Origin of the sequence: Streptosporangium album, assembly GCF_014203795.1 — a bacterium.
Classification (GTDB): domain Bacteria; phylum Actinomycetota; class Actinomycetes; order Streptosporangiales; family Streptosporangiaceae; genus Streptosporangium; species Streptosporangium album.
Genome location: NZ_JACHJU010000002.1, coordinates 1,198,909 through 1,214,426, shown reverse-complemented (window position 1 = coordinate 1,214,426; position 15,518 = coordinate 1,198,909). Strand labels below are relative to the sequence as shown.

Genomic DNA, 15,518 nt, shown 5'->3' with positions numbered 1-15,518 from the left:
CCGTGTCCCCCGTAGTTCAGCAACCCTTCGGAAGATCTGGATGAAGATCACTGCTCTTGAGACAATCCGTCCGGCCATCCAGCCCAACCTGCTGTTCGTCCGCCTGCACACCGATGCGGGACTGGTCGGCCTGGGCGAGGCGTTCTTCGGCGCCCGTACGGTGGAGGCCTACCTGCACGAAAGCGTCGCTCCCGTCCTGCTCGGGATGACCGATCCCACGCCGGAGCGGGCCGCGCGAGCGCTGGCCACCTACGTCGGATTCCAGGGAGCGGGGGCCGAGACGCGCGGCAACGGTGCGATCGACATCGCCCTGTGGGATCTGCTGGGGCACGTCTCGGGGCTGCCGCTGGTCAGCCTGCTCGGCGGAGCCGTACGTGACACGATCGGCATCTACAACACGTGCGCCGGACCCGGTTACGTCGGCACGTCCACCCGGCAGGAGTCCGGCAACTGGGGGGTGAGCGCCGCCGAGCGCTACGAGGACCTGCACGCCTTCCTCAATGAGCCCGCGCGGCTGGCCCGCGAGTTGTGGGACGAGGGCATCCGGGGCATGAAGATCTGGCCCTTCGACACCGCCGCCGAGCGGACCGGCGGCACCGACATCTCCCCGGCCGAGCTGGACCGGGCTCTCTCGACGGTCGCCGCGGTCCGCGACGAGGTCGGCCTGGACATGAAACTGATGATCGAGCTGCACGGCCTGTGGAACAGGCCCGCCGCCGAAAAGATCATCTCGGCGCTCGCGCCGTACCGGCCGTACTGGGTGGAGGACCCGCTGCGCTCGGACGCGGCCGACGCGTTCGGCAAACTGGCCAAGGTCGACGGCGTGCCGATCGCCACGGGAGAGACCTGCGTGGGACGGCGCGGCTTCAAGCCGCTGCTCGACTCCGGCGGCGTCGACATCCTGACCCTGGACGTCCAGTGGACCGGCGGGCTGACCGAGGCGCGCAAGGTCGCCTCGCTGGCCGACGCCTACGGCGTGCCCGTCGCCCCGCACGACTGCACCGGCCCGGCCACCCTGGCGAGCTGCGTGCACTTCGCATGCAGCCAGCCGAACGGGCTCATCCAGGAGACGGTCAGGGCGTTCCTGCGTACCTGGTACGACGAGCTGGTCACCGGCCTGCCGGAGATCCAGGACGGGCAGGTACGGCCGGGCAGGGCTCCCGGGCACGGGGTCACCCTGCGCGACGGGGTCGCCGAGCGGGACGACGTGGAACGGCGGGTGTCCCGGCTGTGAGAGCGGCCCGCTGGCACGCGCGCCGAGACGTGCGCGTGGAGGAGGTGCCCGACCCCGTTCCGGCGGCCGGGGAGGTGCTGGTCCGCGTCGAGCTGTGCGGAATCTGCGGCACCGACGTGGAGGAGTACCGGGGGGGGCCGCTCGCCATCGACGTGGACAGGCCCCACCCGCTGACCGGCACCCGGGTGCCGTTGGCACTCGGACACGAGGTGGTCGGCGTCATCGCCGGGCACGGTCCGGGAACCGACGCGACCCGGCTGCCCGTCGGCACCCGGGTCATCCCCGACGTCGTACTCGGCTGCGGCACGTGCTGGTGGTGCCGCAGGCACCAGGAGGGGGTGTGCGCGCGGCAGGCGGTACGAGGCCTCAACCTCGACGGAGGGCTGGCCGAGTACATGGTCGCCGACGCGGCCACCTGCGTACCCGTCCCCGACCACGTCCCGCCGCGGCTGGCGGTGCTCGCCGAGCCCGCCGCCGTCGCGGTACGCGCGCTGCGCAAGGCCGGTGACGTGACCGGCGGCACCGCGCTGGTGCTAGGCGCGGGCGCCATCGGACTGCTGCTGACCCGGGTGGCGGTGGCCGCCGGGATCCAGGTCGTGACGAGCGAGACCGCCGATTTCCGCCGGGCGGCGGCTCGCCACGCCGGGGCGGTGGCGGTCCGGCCGGAGGAGACGGCCGCCGCGATCGACCGTCTGACCGAGGGTAGGGGTGCGGATGTGGTGTTCGAGTGCACCGGCCTGCCGGCCCTGCTGCCGGAAGCGATCCGGCACTGCCGGGCCCGCGGCACCGTGGTGATCGTCGGGTTCTCCGGCCGGGACGCCGCGGTGCCGCTCGCCGACGTGGTGCTCAAGGAGAAGCGCCTGGTCGGTACGGCAGCGCACCTTTGGGACGAGGATGTCACCGCTGGAGTACGGCTGCTCGCGTCCGGGGTGATCGACCCGGCCCTCGTACCGGTGCGCGTGGCGTCGCTGGACGAGGTGCCCGCGCTGCTCGCCGTACCCGATCAGGGTGTCGTGAAGGTCGCGATCGATCCGCGCGGCCAGGAGGAGGTCTGATGGTCAGCGAACTCGACGGCGAACTCGTGCTGCGGAGCAGTGCGGACGTGGGGGAGGGGCCGGCCTGGGACGCCGCTCGACGGCGGCTCGTCTGGGTGGACGTCACCGGATGCGCGGTCCACACGTTCGACCCCGTCGGCGGTGTGGACCAGGTCGTGGACGTGGGCGTGCACGTCGGCGCGGCGGTGCCCGCGGGCGACGACGGCCTGATTCTCGCGGTACGCGACGGGCTGGCGATGCTGTCACCCGCCGGCGACGTCCGCATGGTCGCCGAGGTGGAGGCCGACCGTCCGGGCAACCGGATGAACGACGCCAAATGCGACCCGTCCGGGCGACTCTGGGCGGGCACCATGCCGTACGAGGCCGAACCTGGCGCCGCCGCCCTCTACCGCTACGACGGCCGGAGCGTCGTGCGCGTCCTGACCGGGGTCACGCTGTCCAACGGTCTGGGGTGGAGCCCCGACGGGACCGTGATGTACCACATCGACAGCGGAACCCAGCGGGTCGACGCCTACGACTTCGACCCCGCGACGGGCGAGTTGGGTTCGCGCCGCGTGGTCGTGACCGCCGACCCCGCCGAGGGGATGCCGGACGGCATGACGGTCGACGACGACGGCTGCCTGTGGGTGGCGATGTGGGGCGGCGGCATGGTCCGCCGCTACACCCCCGACGGCGTCCTGGACCGGATCGTCCGCCTCCCCGTCACCCAGGTGACCAGCTGCGCGTTCGGCGGCCCCGGCGGTGACGTGCTGTACGTGACCTCCGCCGCCTACCGGCTCACCCCCGGTGAGCTGGCCGCCCAGCCGCTGGCCGGGTCGATCTTCGCAGTCGAGCCCGGAACCACCGGCCGTCCCGCCACACCCTTCCATGGAGCTGACCGATGACGCATATCGTGCGCTACGCAAGAGACGGCGAGATCCGGGCGGGGGTGCGGGCGGACGACGGCCTGGTCCATCCGCTGCCGCTGCCACTGGCCGAGCTGTTGCGCCTGAGCCTGTCCGACCTGCGTGAGCTCGTCGAGCGGGCCGTGAACGAACCCCCGGAAGGCCCGGCCGAGCCGCTCGCGCCGGTCGAGGGCCGGATGGAGGTATGGGCCGCCGGCGTCACCTACCGTCGCTCCCGCCAGGCGCGGATGGCCGAGAGCGCCGCCGCCGCGGACGTCTACGAGCGGGTGTACGACGCGCCACGGCCCGAGCTGTTCTTCAAGTCCGTCGCCTGGCGGGTCGTCGGCGACGGCGGCACGGTCGCGGTACGGGCCGACTCCACGGTCGACGTGCCCGAGCCCGAGCTGGCCCTGGTGCTCAACACGCACGGCGAGATCGTCGGGTACACGGTGTGCGACGACATGAGCTCACGCACCATCGAGGGCGAGAACCCGCTGTACCTTCCCCAGGCCAAGATCTATCTCGGCGGCTGCGCAGTCGGCCCGGCCATCCGCCCGGTGTGGGAGGTCGCCGACCCCTACGCGCTGCCGATCCGCATGACGATCCGTCGCGATGGCGCCGTCGCCTGGTCCGGTGAGACCGAGACCTCGCAGCTGAACCGGCGGCTCGACGACCTGGCCGGATATCTGTTCGCCGCCGACGTCTTCCCGGACGGCGCCGTGCTGGCGACCGGCACCTGCCTGGTGCCGGACCTTCCCTTCACGCTCGCCGGAGGAGACGTCGTAGAGATCGAGATCGGTGAGATCGGAACCCTGACCAACAGCGTGGTCCGCGGCCTGGCGCCCATGCTGGAGTCGCTGAAAGGAACGCTGCGATGAACCACGCCACCCCAGACGTCGTCTCCGTCGACCCACGCACCGGTGAGGCCGTCGAGGTGGTCGGCGCCGAGTCCACGCCGGCCGAGGTGGCGGCGCGCTGCGCGGCCGCCGACTCGGCCGTACCGGCGCTGGCCGCTCTGGGCGTCGCGGGCCGGGCGGCGCTGTTGCGCGACATGGCCGCTGAGCTGGAGAAGGACGGCGAGACGATCCTGGCGCTCGCCGACCGGGAGAGCGCGCTGGGCCTGCCACGGCTCACCGGGGAGCTCGCCCGCACCTGCGCCCAGCTCAGGTTCCTCGCCGACGTCGTCACTGAAGGAAGCCACCTCGGGGTCGTGATCGACCATCCCGACCCGGCTGCCGTACCGCCGCGCCCGGACCTGCGGCGGATGACGGTCCCGCGCGGCCCGGTCGCCGTTTTCGGCGCCAGCAACTTCCCGCTCGCCTTCAGTGTTCCGGGCGGCGACACCGCCTCCGCGCTGGCGGCTGGCTGCCCCGTCGTGGTGAAGGCCCACCCGGCCCACCCGGCGACCTCGCTGGCGACCTACGGCGCGCTGCGCAGGGCCGCCGTCCTCGCCGGGGTTCCCGACGCGGTGAGCCTGGTGCACGGGCGGGCCGCCGGAGTGGCGCTGGTCACCGACCAGCACATCGCGGCCGTCGCCTTCACCGGCTCGGTGCGCGGCGGGCGGGCACTGTTCGACCTGGCCGCCGCCCGCCCGGAGCCCATCCCGTTCTTCGGAGAGCTCGGCAGCGTCAATCCGCTGGTCGTCACCCCGACCGCGGCCGCGGAACGCGGTGCGTCGATCGCTGAAGGGCTGCTGGGCTCCTTCACGCTCGGGATGGGCCAGTTCTGCACCAAACCGGGACTCGCGTTCGTTCCCGCCGGTGAGCACGGGACGGCGCTGCAGGAGGCGCTCGCCGCACGCGGCACCGACGCGCCGGCCGGCACGCTGCTCACCAGGAACATCCTGGCGGCGTACGCCGAAGGCGTGCGGGAGCTCGCCGCGCAGCCGGGCATACGGGTCCTGGCCGGAGCCGAGCCACGAGACCTCGCCGGCAGGGCGACGCCCACCGTGCTGTGGGTGCCCGGCGCGATGTTCAGCGAGGCGCTGACCGAGGAGTGCTTCGGCCCGGTGACCGTGCTGGTGGAGTACGCCACGGAAGAGGAACTCCTCGCCCTGCTCGACCGTCTCCCCGGAAGCCTCACCGCGACGCTGCACATGGGAGAGGGCGAGGAGGATCTCCCGCGTCGTGTGATCGACGTCGTCACCCGGCGCACCGGACGGGTGGTGTGCGACGGTTATCCGACCGGGGTCGCGGTGAGCTGGGCGATGAACCATTCGGGACCGTACCCGGCGGCGACCGACTCCGCGCACACCTCGGTCGGCGCCGCCGCCGTACAGCGGTTCCTGCGCCCGATCGCCTACCAGGACACCCCGCAGCGTCTGCTCCCGCCCGAGTTGCGCGACGACAACCCCCTCGGCGTTCCCCGCCGCGTGGACGGAGTCCTCGCCGGGACGGCGATCTCGCCTACCGGCTGAGCCGCGTTAGGCTCCGGCCCACGGTTATCTCGCGGACGCCGTCCGCACCTGCGGGGCGGACGGCGTCGTGGTCACCCAGGGGACCGACACCATCGAGGAGACCGCGTATCTGCTCGACCTTCTCCATGCCGGGCAGACGCCGTCGGTGATCAGGTGGTGTTTCGAGCCCGTATTGGCGCGGTCGACCGGGCTCGGACCGGTTTTGGGCCGCCCTTGAGCGCCCGCACACGGGAGCTGTCGATCACCGCCTTGGACCAGTCCAGCTGATCGGCGGTGTGCAACTCGGCCAGCAACATCTGGTGCAGCCGGTCCCAGACCCCGGCCTGGTGCCAGTCGCGTAACCGGCGCCAGCACGTCATGCCCGAACCGAACCCGAGTTCCTGTGGCAGGAACTCCCACGGGATCGCGGTGTAGAGCACGAACAAGATCCCGCACAGCGCCTTGCGGTCATCGAGCCGCTTACGCCCGGGGTGCCGGTAACGGCGCCCCACCTTCGGCAGCAACGGCTCGATCCGCTCCCACAGCTCGTCCGAAACGATCCAGGGCAGTTGTTCGCCCTTCCTCATACAACGCACAACGCGTACACGACAGAATTCATTCTGTTAGGACTTCTTAGGTGTGTCTTTTCATGTAGGCGCCGCCCTCATCGTCCTCAGCGGCCGCCAGGAACGCCATCCCGTCCCATGGCCCGTCCATCAACGTCACCTGCCGCTGCTCCATTCAGCGATCCTCTCGCCTTCTCCGGCCACCACACCTTCAGCGCGGCATGCGGTTCCGGCTCCCATCGAACCTCACCGGCAAGGACACGTTTCCCTTCCCACATCCCATGGACTTAGTAGGAAAAATTAGGAAAGCTCTTCGAGCATGCTCATGATCACACAGTCGGACATCGAGCGGCTGCTCACTCCGGCCGACTACATCGACCTCATCGAGGACGCCTTCGCCGCCTACGCCCGTGGCGACACCCTGCCCAGCCGCCTGGCGCACCTGGACAGCCCGCCCGGCGAGTTCCACATCAAGGCCAGCGGGCTCGGCGGCGTGGTCGGCGTCAAGATCGGCGCCTGCTTCTACGACCGGCCCGCCACGCTGGGCCTGCCGAGCATCGTCGGTGTCATCGCCCTGTTCGACGGCTCGAACGGCCAGCCACTGCTGTTCCTCGAATCGGCCACGGTCACCCGGCTGCGTACGGCCGCGGCGACCGCGGTGGCCGTACGCCATCTGGCGCTCCCCCATGCATCCACGCTGGCCGTACTCGGCACCGGTGCTCAGGCCGCCAGCCACATCGAGGCGATCCGCGCGGTCCGCCCGATCGAGCGGGTCATCGTATGGGGACGCGACCAGGCCAAAGCCGGACGTTTCGCGGCCGATCACGGAGCGCACCTCGCCACGACGCCCGCGGAGGCCGCGCGGCAGGCCGGCATCGTCGTCACTCTGACCCCCGCCACTCAGCCCTACCTGGGCCTGCGGGACGTACAGCCGGGCACCCTGGTGGCAGCCGTCGGCTCGGATGCCCCCGCCAAACGCGAACTCCACGACGACCTGCTGGCGGGCGCTGCCCTGATCACCGACGTGACCCATCAGTGCGCCGAGGTCGGCGAGTTGCACCACCGCCCCGAGACCCCGGTCAGAGCCGAACTCGGCGAGATCGTGCTCGGCGCCACGCCGGGCCGCAGGAACGCCGACGAGATCGTGGTCTACGACTCCACGGGCACCGCGATCCAGGACGTGACCGCCGCACAGGCGCTCTACGCCGCCGCGGTCAAGAACGGTGCCGGTCAGCCACTCCCCCTGTGGGAGTGACCACGGCCCACGCAGAAGCGGTCCGGCTCCCCGGCTTCCGGCCGGTCAGCCGGCCGCCATGCGTCATGTCTCCGGCTACGAAGGCAACGTAGCGGCGAAGTGTCCGCGCAGCTTGCTGACACGGCATGAGACCGGGCCCGTTGAGGCCGTGCTGGTGCCGGACCACTCACAGTGTCCCGGTGGGTGGTTCGCTCACCCGGTTGCGATCCGGGCGCCGCCGCGGACCGTCGGAGCGGCAGGCTGCGCCGGGACGAGACCGCCGGTCGAAAACGTCTGCGGCTGTTCAGGCTGTTGGGCGTGCAGGTTCTCGGCGAGCGCGGTGATCCGCCGCAGCGGGCCCAGGTCCAGCGGCGGCAGCGGCTGGGAGCCGGTCAGGGTGCTGGCGGCGGCGCAGATGGCCGTCTGCAGCGGGGAGTCCTCCATGACCTCGTCGTGCAGGACATGGCCGTCGTGTTCGACGGTGATGCGGTGGTGGTTGCGGTCCAACTGCCACCCGCCCGCAGTGGTGACTGGGGCGAGGTGCACGGTGACGTGGGTGCGGCCGGCGTGGACGGTGAGGGCACGGGCATGCCGATACTGGTCGGTGATCATGACGCGGGCGTTCGGGTGCTCATGACGCGGGCGTTCGGGTGCTCATCGAGCAGGCGGGTGAACGCGTCGATCTCATGCCCTTGACAGGCGGGCTTCTCCAGCAGGACCCGCTCGGCCGGGTCCTGAGTGAGAATCGACTGCAGTACCGGCAGGTGGTCAGCGGTGGGGCAGCACACCGACCACAGTCCGATGCCGGCCGCGACCGCTGCGGGCAGGTCGTCGACGCCGTGGCGGAAACTCCGGTACGTCTTCGGCAGGTCCTGGTGCTTGGGGTCCAGAATCGTCAGCTGGGCGCCGGCGTCGGTGAGGAGCTGGGCGTGCAGGCGGCCGGCGGCGCCGTATCCGACCACGCACGCCGCCATGCCTGCCAGACCCGTGGGTCCGGTCGAGGCGGCCCGGGCGGGCACACCGGCGGCCAGGTAGGTGTCGTGGTAGTCGTCGTACAGGCCGGACGCGGCGATGACGTCGTCGACGAGGTCGGCGTGCACACCGGCCGGGGTGGTGTCGGCTTGGGCGCAGAAGGCTTTCGCCGCGATGAGCGTCCCGGCCCGGTAGGCGTCGTAGCCCTGGTTGGGGATGGCGTCGGACTCGAACAGGTTCAGGGAGCGGCCGTCGCCGAGGATCGTCACCTGGGCGCCGCCCCGCAGGCGGTAGCGGCGGCCGACGCCGGGAATCTCCTCCACCGTGTCGGCGAGCTCCGGATCGGATGCGAGGAGCGCGAAGTCGCGGGTGGCGTACGGGGCCAGCACGACACCGTCGGGCAGCAGCGGCACCGTCTCCGCGGTGAGGGCGTCCTTGCCGGTGGTGCCGACCACCACGAAGGGCCGCACCGCCTGCAGCGCGTCAGCGGCGGCGCGGTAGGTGGGGTAGCCGGCCTCAGCGGCGGCGATCAGGGCGAGCAGGCCGCCGTCGTCGATGACCAGCACGGGCCGTTCGGCCTCGTGGGCGGCGTCGATGAACGCGTCCACCCCGGCCATGGCATGGGCGAGGTCGTCGGCGTACGTCTCGGGCGCGTTGATCGTGGTGTTGTCCAGCAGTCCGCTGGCGCACCCCTGGGCGAGCAGCGTCGCGTGGACGCGGTCACGGTTGCGGGTGCGGTCGCCCTTCGCCAGGGACGTAGATCCACTGCGGGGGGACACCTGCCTCCTGCAGTGCCATGAGGAAGGCGAGGCTGTTCTCCACGTAATGATCACGGAAGATCACCGCCCATCTGGCGAGGTGCCCGTCCGGGGTGGCGTGGCGGGCCAGCAACGGCATGGACGCGGTGATCTGCGCCAGCTCAGCCGAGTCGTAGCAGCGCATCCGCGCGTGCAGCCACGCCTGCAGGTCCCCGGCGGCCTCCTCCCCGCCGGACCACACGTCGAGGAGGATCTCCGAACACTCCTCGGGCAGCACGTGGCTGAGGGTGTCGGGGCGTTCCGGGGCGTAGGGGTGCCAGCGCACGGGTATGCGAGAGGACGGTGTCCACGGTCACGGGAATCTCCCTTGAAGAGTGTCGGGGGGCGGGGGGTTGTCGGGGGCGGGTGGTTGAGCCGGCCGGGTCAGGCGTTGGCCAGCCCGGTCAGCAGCGTGTCGGTCGCGGTGAGCTTGGCCAGCAGGACGCACACGGTGCGGTGCCGTATCAGCCAGAACTCGTCCAGGTCGTCTTGGAACAGGCCCGGCTTGAGGTAGTGCTGCCGGACGCCGTACAGGCTTTTCAGCATCTGCAGCAGGGCGACCCGCCCGCAGGCGCGCACGTCGACGGCAGCGACGTCGGGGTGCGCTTGCCGGTAGGCGCGGATCAGGGTGGCGGCGGCGCCGAGCCAGTCCGCATCACCGGTCACCGTGTTGGGGTAGAACGCCATCCGGCCCAGGTCATAGGCCACCAGGAACGGGTCCGGGGGCCGGAAGTCCAGCACCGCCGACAGGGTCTCCCCCGTGAAGAGCAGGTTCACCGGGGAGTAGTCGCCGTGCAGGACCTGCACGGTCAGCTCCGCGGGCAGGCCGGCCAGCAGTTCGGGAACCAGGGTCAGCTGGTCGCGGCGCTCCAGCAGGGTGCGCTGCGCCTCGACGTCGAACGCGTCACCGGCACCGGCACCGGCGCTGATGCGCCCGGCGATGATCTCCAGGAGCTGGTCGATCGTCGCGGTGAGGTCTTCCACGTCGATGTCGCGCCACCGCTGCGTCGCTGACTCCTGCGCCAGGGGGGTCGCGGGCAGGCCGGCGAACAGGGCGTGGATGCGGCCCAGTTCGGTACCGGCCTCGGCGAGCTGGGGCTGCGACAGCAGGGTGACGACACCGCCGGGCCTCCACTCCCACACCGACACAGCCAGCGGAGTGCCGGCGTCGATGACGTCCCCGTCCTGGTTGGGCAGCACTTGCGGCCCGGGGATGCCCGCCTCCACCGCGCGGGCCGACAATGCGATGGCTGCCTCCTCGGCCTGCAGGTCAGTGCCGGCCGGGTAGTTCTTGACGAACGCCTCCTGCCCGTCGTCGCAGACGGCCCGGTAGTTGACGGTGCCCTGCCCGATGGGCAGCTGCTCGATGGTTCGCGCCGTCAGCCCGTAGCGGCCGGCCAGGATGGCGGCGACCCGGTCGCCCCGCTCGGCGGCCGACCGGTTGGTTGTGATGTCAGGCACGTTGGGTCTCCTTGCTTTCGGTGAGTTGGTCGAACATGCGCCGGTAGGTCGCAGCGATGGCCCGCCAGCGGGCTGCACCATCCACCGCCGCCCGGCGGGTGCGAGGCCGGGGTACGGCTTCGGCGACGGCCAGCACCTGGCCGGGGCCGTCCCCGGCGGGGTAGAGCAGCGCCGGGTGCCCGGCGGTCATCTCATCGATGGCGGGCAGGTCCGGGGCGATGACCGGGGGGGCCGAACGCCAGCGCGGTACCGACCGAGCCCGGGTACAGAACCTGGGTGAAGAACTCCCACGGCCCGTCGACCCGGTACGGGCACAGCGCGGCATCGGCTGCCCGGTACAGACCGTACACGTGCTCGGGCGGGATCCGGTGCGGATACACCCGCGCCCTGCCGCCGCCCGGTTGCGCTGCGGCTTCGAGTTCAGCGGCCAGCGTTTCGTCGCGGCACGGTCCGGCGACCAGCAGCCGTGCGTGCCGGGTGTGGCCGGTGAACGCGCCCACCACGGCGGGCAGGTCTTTGTAGGCGGTGAGGTTCCCCACGACCAGCACCGTGTAGGGCGCGGCGCGCAACCAGCCGGTCAGGTCGCCCACCGCCTCCGGCTCCGGGCCGAAGGTGGTGGGGGCGCTCAGCCCTGACCAACCGGCCACGATGACGGGCGCCTTCGTCAGCCGGGACAGGTAGACGGCGTCGGAGCAGGTGTGTGTCAGGACCGTGTCGGCCACGCCGAGCACGCCGAGCGCGGCATGCCAGTCGGCGCTACTGGGCGGCCCGCCATCGATGGGCAGCAGGTTATGCACCGTCCACACGATCCGCCACCCGCCGTCGCGCAACCCTGCCAGCCGCTCCACCAGGTTTTTCGCGGCGGTGAGCGTGCGTTCCCCGTCCGGGCCCCGGTACAGGCGCTTCAGCCGGTGTACGTTGATCACCCCCGGTTGGGTGGGGCGGGCCAGACACGCGGACGGGCTACGGTCGGCTCCGGTCCACTCCAGGGCGACCTCCAGGCGCTGCCCGGCGTCGATCCGGGCGGCAGCCGGCGAGGCGACCAGGGCATGCCCGGCCGTGTCCAGTCCGGCGCCCGTGTCGGACAGGTGCACCGCTTTGGCCTGGTCGAGGACGCACCCCAACCAGGCGGGGGCCCTGGAGCCTGCGGGGATGGCGGCGGCGAGCTGCGCCGTATCAGCCAGCAGCCACACCGCCGGGCAGGCGTCGACCAACTCGACCAGCGGCACGAAGGCGTCCGGCTCCATCCACCCTGGGTGGTGCAGTTCCACCAGCAGCGGCACCGCGCTGTTCGCCAGCACGGGCAGACGTGCCGCGCCGGCCGGTTCCCGCCCGGTCAAAGGGGTGCGGGCCAGCAGCCGCACCCATTCGGCGCCGAGGAGAGCCGCGGACTCAGCGAGGCGAACCACCTTCTGGGCTGCCCGGGCGCGGGCGGAGACATCGTCGGTCAGCAGGTCCGCGAGGTCCGCGTCCGCGGTGACCCCGGTGATCGGCACCCCCGTGTCCACAGCCGCTTTGCGCCACTGCCACACGACCTTCGTGGACTGGGCAGCCAGGTCGACGCCGCGAGGCCCGCCGCGCAGGTGCACGAACGGCACACCGTACGACGCGGCCCAGCCCAGCAGGCCCGGCACCTCCAGGCCACGCACCGAGATGCTGTACAAACCGATCGGGGTGATCACGACGACTCCCACGAGAAGATCACAACAGGTTCGGCGGGGCGAGGCCCGCCCAGGCACGCGTACAGGCCCGTTGCGAGCTCACCGGGCACGATCCGGCACCAGGCGTCGACCAGGTCCGGGGCGAGGCGGTTCAGCCAGGCCGCCGACGCGGTGTAGGCGTCCCGGTATCGGGGGGTCGCCACCGCGATGAGCTCATGTATGCCGACGACCGTCCATCCGGCCCGGTGCAGCGACAGCGGCGGCAGGACCGACCCCGGGTCGGGTGTGCCGAGCAGGCCGAGCAGGCCGCCCAGCGTGAGGAGCCGCGCGGCTTGCCGCGGAGCGCCGACCGCGTCCACGACCAGGCCGGCGCTGCCCCGCTCCACCGTCGTGACGCACTCCACTCCGGGTACAAGGCTGATCGGCGCCTGCGGCCGGGACGTCAACACCCGCACCCGGCAGGCGCCTCGGCGGCGCAACTCCAGGGCGCAGCCCAACGCGACAGGCCCGGAGCCGACCACCACGACGTCATCCAGCGAGGCGCGGACAGGCAACCGGTCCAGACCCAGGACCGCCATCTGCTGGAAACGCGCCACCGCCGCCGCCTGCACGCGGGTGCCGGGCGGCGCGGTGACCGTGCCGCCGCTGGAGACGTCGAACGACGCGCCGCGCGGAACCGCAGCCAGCACCCACCCGGCGGAATGGTCACCGCCGAGCGTCATGTAGCCGGCGTCGCGGGAACCATCAGGGCCTTCGGTGGCGTGCAGGTGGCGGCGCTCAGTGCCGGGGCTGAGCACGCTGAACCGTGCCCGCAACATGCCCGCCGGGACCGCTGAGGCGGGCTGCAGGTGGGCTTGCCCGCCGGTCAGGCGGATCCGCGGCCCCGCATACCGGCACGCCAGCGGGCGAGCAGCCTCAACGCTCATGGAGGCCCTCCAGGTAGGCGGGCAGCTCAGCCAGGTGGGAGATCACACCGATAGCCGGGTCCAACCCGGCCGGGCGGCCTTCAGCGCTGATCAGCGCGGCACGCATACCATGGGTGCGCGGGCCGACGGCGTCCTTCGCCGGGGTGTCCCCGACGAACAGGATCTCCGCCGCGGGGCGGCCAGCGGCTTCGATCACGGCGGCGTAGAACCGCGCGGCAGGTTTACGGACGCCCACCGTGCTGGACAGCACCAGAGCGTCGAAGCAGTCGGCGATGCCCGAGTCCCGCAGCGTACGGCGGCGCACACTCTCCGGGCGCTGGGTGTCGCACGCCAGCACGCACACCAGCCCGCTGTCGTGCAGTTCCCGCAGCGTCTGCGCGGCCCGCGCGTCGATCTCAGCGTCCGGGACGGCGGTGAACACCGCCCGGGCGGCAGCCGCCGGGTCCTCCAGCGTCGTCCCGCACGACCACCCCCGCAACGGTGGAATGACCGCCCTCCTGCAGCGGGTCGCCGCAGGCGCCGGGGACATGCGGCGCGACCTGCGGCCACGCCGCGATCAGGCCGTCGCCGGAGACGACCGCCAGGACGCGGCCAGCGCTGCGCACCGCCACGATCCGCCGGGTGTCCGCTGTAGTCCCCGTCACCGCTTCACCCCCGGCAGCCACACCGACAGCGCCTCCCACACCGGAGCCTGAGGCAGTGCCCGCAGGTCGTCCAGGGTCAGCCGTGCGCCAGCAGCACCGCCCAACATCGTGTCCCAGCCGAGGTCCGGCCGGTCGACGCGGACCAGCGACGGGCCGCCGGTCAGGCCGAGCAGGTCGGTGGAGTACAGCCGCTGCGCCGGAACGTCCGCCGCCCTCGTCATCACAGCGTCCACCTCGGCCGCCTCCAGCGGGGTAGCCCACGCCACCCGGCCCGCCGCACCGCCCGGGTCGAGGTCGGCTGTCACGTGCACGACGACGCCCAGCGGTGTGGGCGGCGCGCACCCCAAGACGGCGCGGTGCTCATGCGGGGTGAACAGGACCCGCTGCCGTGTCCCCTCCACCGACTGCTCCCGCTCCGGCCCGGCCCCCTCCGGGGCGGTCAGCCCCACGGGGGGCGCGGCCCGCGTCGGCCAGCCCGCCACGATCCCGCCCGGCCCGACCATCACCAGGTCATCGGCCATGAACTGCGCGCACGCCCGGTACGCCAGCGTCGACTTACCGCCTCCCTGACCGGCGATGAACAGCACCGCCGCACCGTCGACCACGACCGCGGACGCGTGCAACAGCCGCCAGCCTCCGGCGAGCATGCGGGAGGAGAAGAACAGCCGGGCCACCCAGTCCAGCCAGCTCCGGCCCGGCCCAGCCTCGGGGACAACGACCCGGGTCGTACGCCACGCCCGGTCGACTTCCAGCAGCGCGGCCGCACTGCCCGACCGGTAGCGGCCCAGCAGGCGAAGCAGCCCGTCCGACGCGTCGACCACCGCGAGCTGAGGCCCCCCGCAAGGGGAAACCAGGACAGGCCGGTCGGTGAACAACGCGTCGACGTCATCCGCGCAGGGAAGCTCGTCCTGCTCATCCCGCTGGACGCGCACCGTCCAGCCGGCGCCCACGGCGACCGCGTCGACCGTGCACGGCGGCGCCATCACCGCCAGGACACCCGCCAGCAGATCCGGATCTCCGGACACGCGCAACCGCCACGAGTCCAGCACGAGATCCGCCGCCCGCTCCGGCCCGGCTCCGCTGCTCCCAACCTCCGATGCCATCACGCGCCCACCCCCAACCGCAAGACGAGGCCACTGACCTGACGTTTCGTCACGGGAAACTCCTTCTTCGCCTGGTGCGAGGGAAGAGGCACGGCCACCATCAACCGCTCCTGTCGCACCTCGCACCCACCTGGTTACGGTCTGATCTCAGAGAACCGGGTGTCAGGAGCGAGGGACAGAACATCGCCGTAGCCTCGCGGTAGTCTCCCCTCCCCCTAAGGGGCACGACATGAGCAGCGATCAGCCTCTGTTCCACCACCCGCTGGCCTACATACGGGATCAACACGGCTGGACCCACACCGACGTCGCCAAGCTGGTGCAACGCCGTTCGGGTTTGAACATGGCCGGCCACCGGCAGAAGGTCTACAGGTGGGAGCACGGCAAGGCCGTGCCCGAACTCAAAGCACAACTCGCCATTGCCGAAGAGGTCGGCATCGACGAGCAGACGGTGTTGAATCATCCTTGGCCGTCCTGGCTGGGGTTCGCGCCATGGCGGTACGGCCTCGCGTTCGCAAGTACCGTGTGTCGGAGGCCTCCTCGGCTCGCGGCTGTCCTGCCGGCTCGACCAGGTCCCGACGGACCGAGT

The 15,518-nt window shown here is 71.9% G+C and carries 16 protein-coding genes and 1 pseudogene; 6 read left to right on the top strand and 11 right to left on the bottom strand.

Features of this window, described 5'->3' with window-relative positions:
• Window positions 1-40 precede the first annotated feature (40 nt).
• From FHR32_RS29540 to FHR32_RS29520, 5 genes are read left to right on the top strand one after another with little or no spacing between them, the layout of a single operon-like run.
• Complete coding sequence (locus tag FHR32_RS29540) at window positions 41-1,234, top strand: mandelate racemase/muconate lactonizing enzyme family protein (protein WP_184757745.1); 1,194 nt, start codon at window positions 41-43, stop codon at window positions 1,232-1,234.
• Window positions 1,231-2,289, top strand: coding sequence for an alcohol dehydrogenase catalytic domain-containing protein (locus tag FHR32_RS29535; protein WP_184757744.1), 1,059 nt, complete (start codon window positions 1,231-1,233; stop codon window positions 2,287-2,289). Before FHR32_RS29540 ends, FHR32_RS29535 begins: the two co-directional genes overlap by 4 nt.
• On the top strand, window positions 2,289-3,173 hold the full coding sequence (locus FHR32_RS29530) for an SMP-30/gluconolactonase/LRE family protein (RefSeq protein WP_184757743.1): 885 nt from the start codon (window positions 2,289-2,291) through the stop codon (window positions 3,171-3,173). The genes FHR32_RS29535 and FHR32_RS29530 overlap by 1 nt, the downstream gene beginning before the upstream one ends.
• Entirely contained in the window at window positions 3,170-4,051 is an 882-nt protein-coding gene (locus tag FHR32_RS29525; protein ID WP_184757742.1) for a fumarylacetoacetate hydrolase family protein, read from the top strand. The genes FHR32_RS29530 and FHR32_RS29525 overlap by 4 nt, the downstream gene beginning before the upstream one ends.
• A complete protein-coding gene (locus FHR32_RS29520; RefSeq protein WP_184757741.1) occupies window positions 4,048-5,589 on the top strand; it encodes an aldehyde dehydrogenase (NADP(+)) in 1,542 nt (513 codons plus the stop codon). The genes FHR32_RS29525 and FHR32_RS29520 overlap by 4 nt, the downstream gene beginning before the upstream one ends.
• Before the next feature lie 141 nt (window positions 5,590-5,730).
• On the opposite strand, the pseudogene FHR32_RS29510 reads toward FHR32_RS29520, so the two are convergent.
• Window positions 5,731-6,155: pseudogene (locus FHR32_RS29510) on the bottom strand (IS5 family transposase); the annotation flags it as partial.
• 298 nt (window positions 6,156-6,453) lie between these two features.
• Between FHR32_RS29510 and FHR32_RS29505 the strand changes: the two are divergent.
• Window positions 6,454-7,389: an ornithine cyclodeaminase family protein gene (locus tag FHR32_RS29505; protein ID WP_184757740.1), complete on the top strand. Its 936-nt coding sequence runs from the start codon at window positions 6,454-6,456 to the stop codon at window positions 7,387-7,389.
• Between the two features lie 192 nt (window positions 7,390-7,581).
• Here the strand turns inward: FHR32_RS29505 and FHR32_RS29500 are convergent, their stop codons facing one another.
• The 10 genes from FHR32_RS29500 to FHR32_RS29455 form a co-directional block, all read right to left on the bottom strand.
• On the bottom strand, window positions 7,582-7,980 hold the full coding sequence (locus FHR32_RS29500) for a hypothetical protein (RefSeq protein WP_184757739.1): 399 nt from the start codon (window positions 7,978-7,980) through the stop codon (window positions 7,582-7,584).
• Complete coding sequence (locus FHR32_RS29495) at window positions 7,977-9,119, bottom strand: Rossmann-fold NAD(P)-binding domain-containing protein (protein WP_184757738.1); 1,143 nt, start codon at window positions 9,117-9,119, stop codon at window positions 7,977-7,979. The genes FHR32_RS29500 and FHR32_RS29495 overlap by 4 nt, the downstream gene beginning before the upstream one ends.
• Complete coding sequence (locus FHR32_RS29490) at window positions 9,061-9,423, bottom strand: hypothetical protein (protein ID WP_184757737.1); 363 nt, start codon at window positions 9,421-9,423, stop codon at window positions 9,061-9,063. Before FHR32_RS29490 ends, FHR32_RS29495 begins: the two co-directional genes overlap by 59 nt.
• Window positions 9,424-9,521: 98 nt before the next feature.
• Window positions 9,522-10,598, bottom strand: a complete 1,077-nt coding sequence (locus FHR32_RS29485; RefSeq protein WP_184757736.1) for a phosphotransferase enzyme family protein — start codon at window positions 10,596-10,598, stop codon at window positions 9,522-9,524.
• A complete protein-coding gene (locus FHR32_RS29480) occupies window positions 10,591-10,788 on the bottom strand; it encodes a hypothetical protein (protein WP_184757735.1) in 198 nt (65 codons plus the stop codon). The genes FHR32_RS29485 and FHR32_RS29480 overlap by 8 nt, the downstream gene beginning before the upstream one ends.
• Before the next feature lies 1 nt (window position 10,789).
• Entirely contained in the window at window positions 10,790-12,292 is a 1,503-nt protein-coding gene (locus tag FHR32_RS29475) for a glycosyltransferase family protein (RefSeq protein WP_184757734.1), read from the bottom strand.
• Window positions 12,277-13,185, bottom strand: coding sequence for an NAD(P)/FAD-dependent oxidoreductase (locus tag FHR32_RS29470; RefSeq protein WP_221466264.1), 909 nt, complete (start codon window positions 13,183-13,185; stop codon window positions 12,277-12,279). Before FHR32_RS29470 ends, FHR32_RS29475 begins: the two co-directional genes overlap by 16 nt.
• Window positions 13,175-13,606 (bottom strand): HAD family hydrolase, encoded by a 432-nt coding sequence (locus FHR32_RS29465; RefSeq protein WP_184757733.1) that lies wholly within the window; start codon window positions 13,604-13,606, stop codon window positions 13,175-13,177. Before FHR32_RS29465 ends, FHR32_RS29470 begins: the two co-directional genes overlap by 11 nt.
• A complete protein-coding gene (locus FHR32_RS46815) occupies window positions 13,581-13,829 on the bottom strand; it encodes a hypothetical protein (RefSeq protein ID WP_184757732.1) in 249 nt (82 codons plus the stop codon). The genes FHR32_RS29465 and FHR32_RS46815 overlap by 26 nt, the downstream gene beginning before the upstream one ends.
• Window positions 13,826-14,932, bottom strand: a complete 1,107-nt coding sequence (locus FHR32_RS29455) for a phosphoenolpyruvate carboxykinase (ATP) (RefSeq protein ID WP_184757731.1) — start codon at window positions 14,930-14,932, stop codon at window positions 13,826-13,828. Before FHR32_RS29455 ends, FHR32_RS46815 begins: the two co-directional genes overlap by 4 nt.
• Window positions 14,933-15,518: the final 586 nt, after the last annotated feature.

What these genes read in the sequence shown, in the direction of transcription:
- FHR32_RS29540 (WP_184757745.1), top strand. Translation starts at nt 41, where the DNA reads ATGAAGATCACTGCTCTTGAGACAATCCGTCCGGCCATCCAGCCCAAC.
- FHR32_RS29530 (WP_184757743.1), top strand. Translation starts at nt 2,289, where the DNA reads ATGGTCAGCGAACTCGACGGCGAACTCGTGCTGCGGAGCAGTGCGGAC.
- FHR32_RS29525 (WP_184757742.1), top strand. Translation starts at nt 3,170, where the DNA reads ATGACGCATATCGTGCGCTACGCAAGAGACGGCGAGATCCGGGCGGGG.
- FHR32_RS29520 (WP_184757741.1), top strand. Translation starts at nt 4,048, where the DNA reads ATGAACCACGCCACCCCAGACGTCGTCTCCGTCGACCCACGCACCGGT.
- FHR32_RS29505 (WP_184757740.1), top strand. Translation starts at nt 6,454, where the DNA reads ATGCTCATGATCACACAGTCGGACATCGAGCGGCTGCTCACTCCGGCC.
- FHR32_RS29500 (WP_184757739.1), bottom strand. Translation starts at nt 7,980, where the DNA reads ATGATCACCGACCAGTATCGGCATGCCCGTGCCCTCACCGTCCACGCC.
- FHR32_RS29480 (WP_184757735.1), bottom strand. Translation starts at nt 10,788, where the DNA reads ATGACCGCCGGGCACCCGGCGCTGCTCTACCCCGCCGGGGACGGCCCC.
- FHR32_RS29470 (WP_221466264.1), bottom strand. Translation starts at nt 13,185, where the DNA reads ATGAGCGTTGAGGCTGCTCGCCCGCTGGCGTGCCGGTATGCGGGGCCG.
- FHR32_RS29455 (WP_184757731.1), bottom strand. Translation starts at nt 14,932, where the DNA reads ATGGCATCGGAGGTTGGGAGCAGCGGAGCCGGGCCGGAGCGGGCGGCG.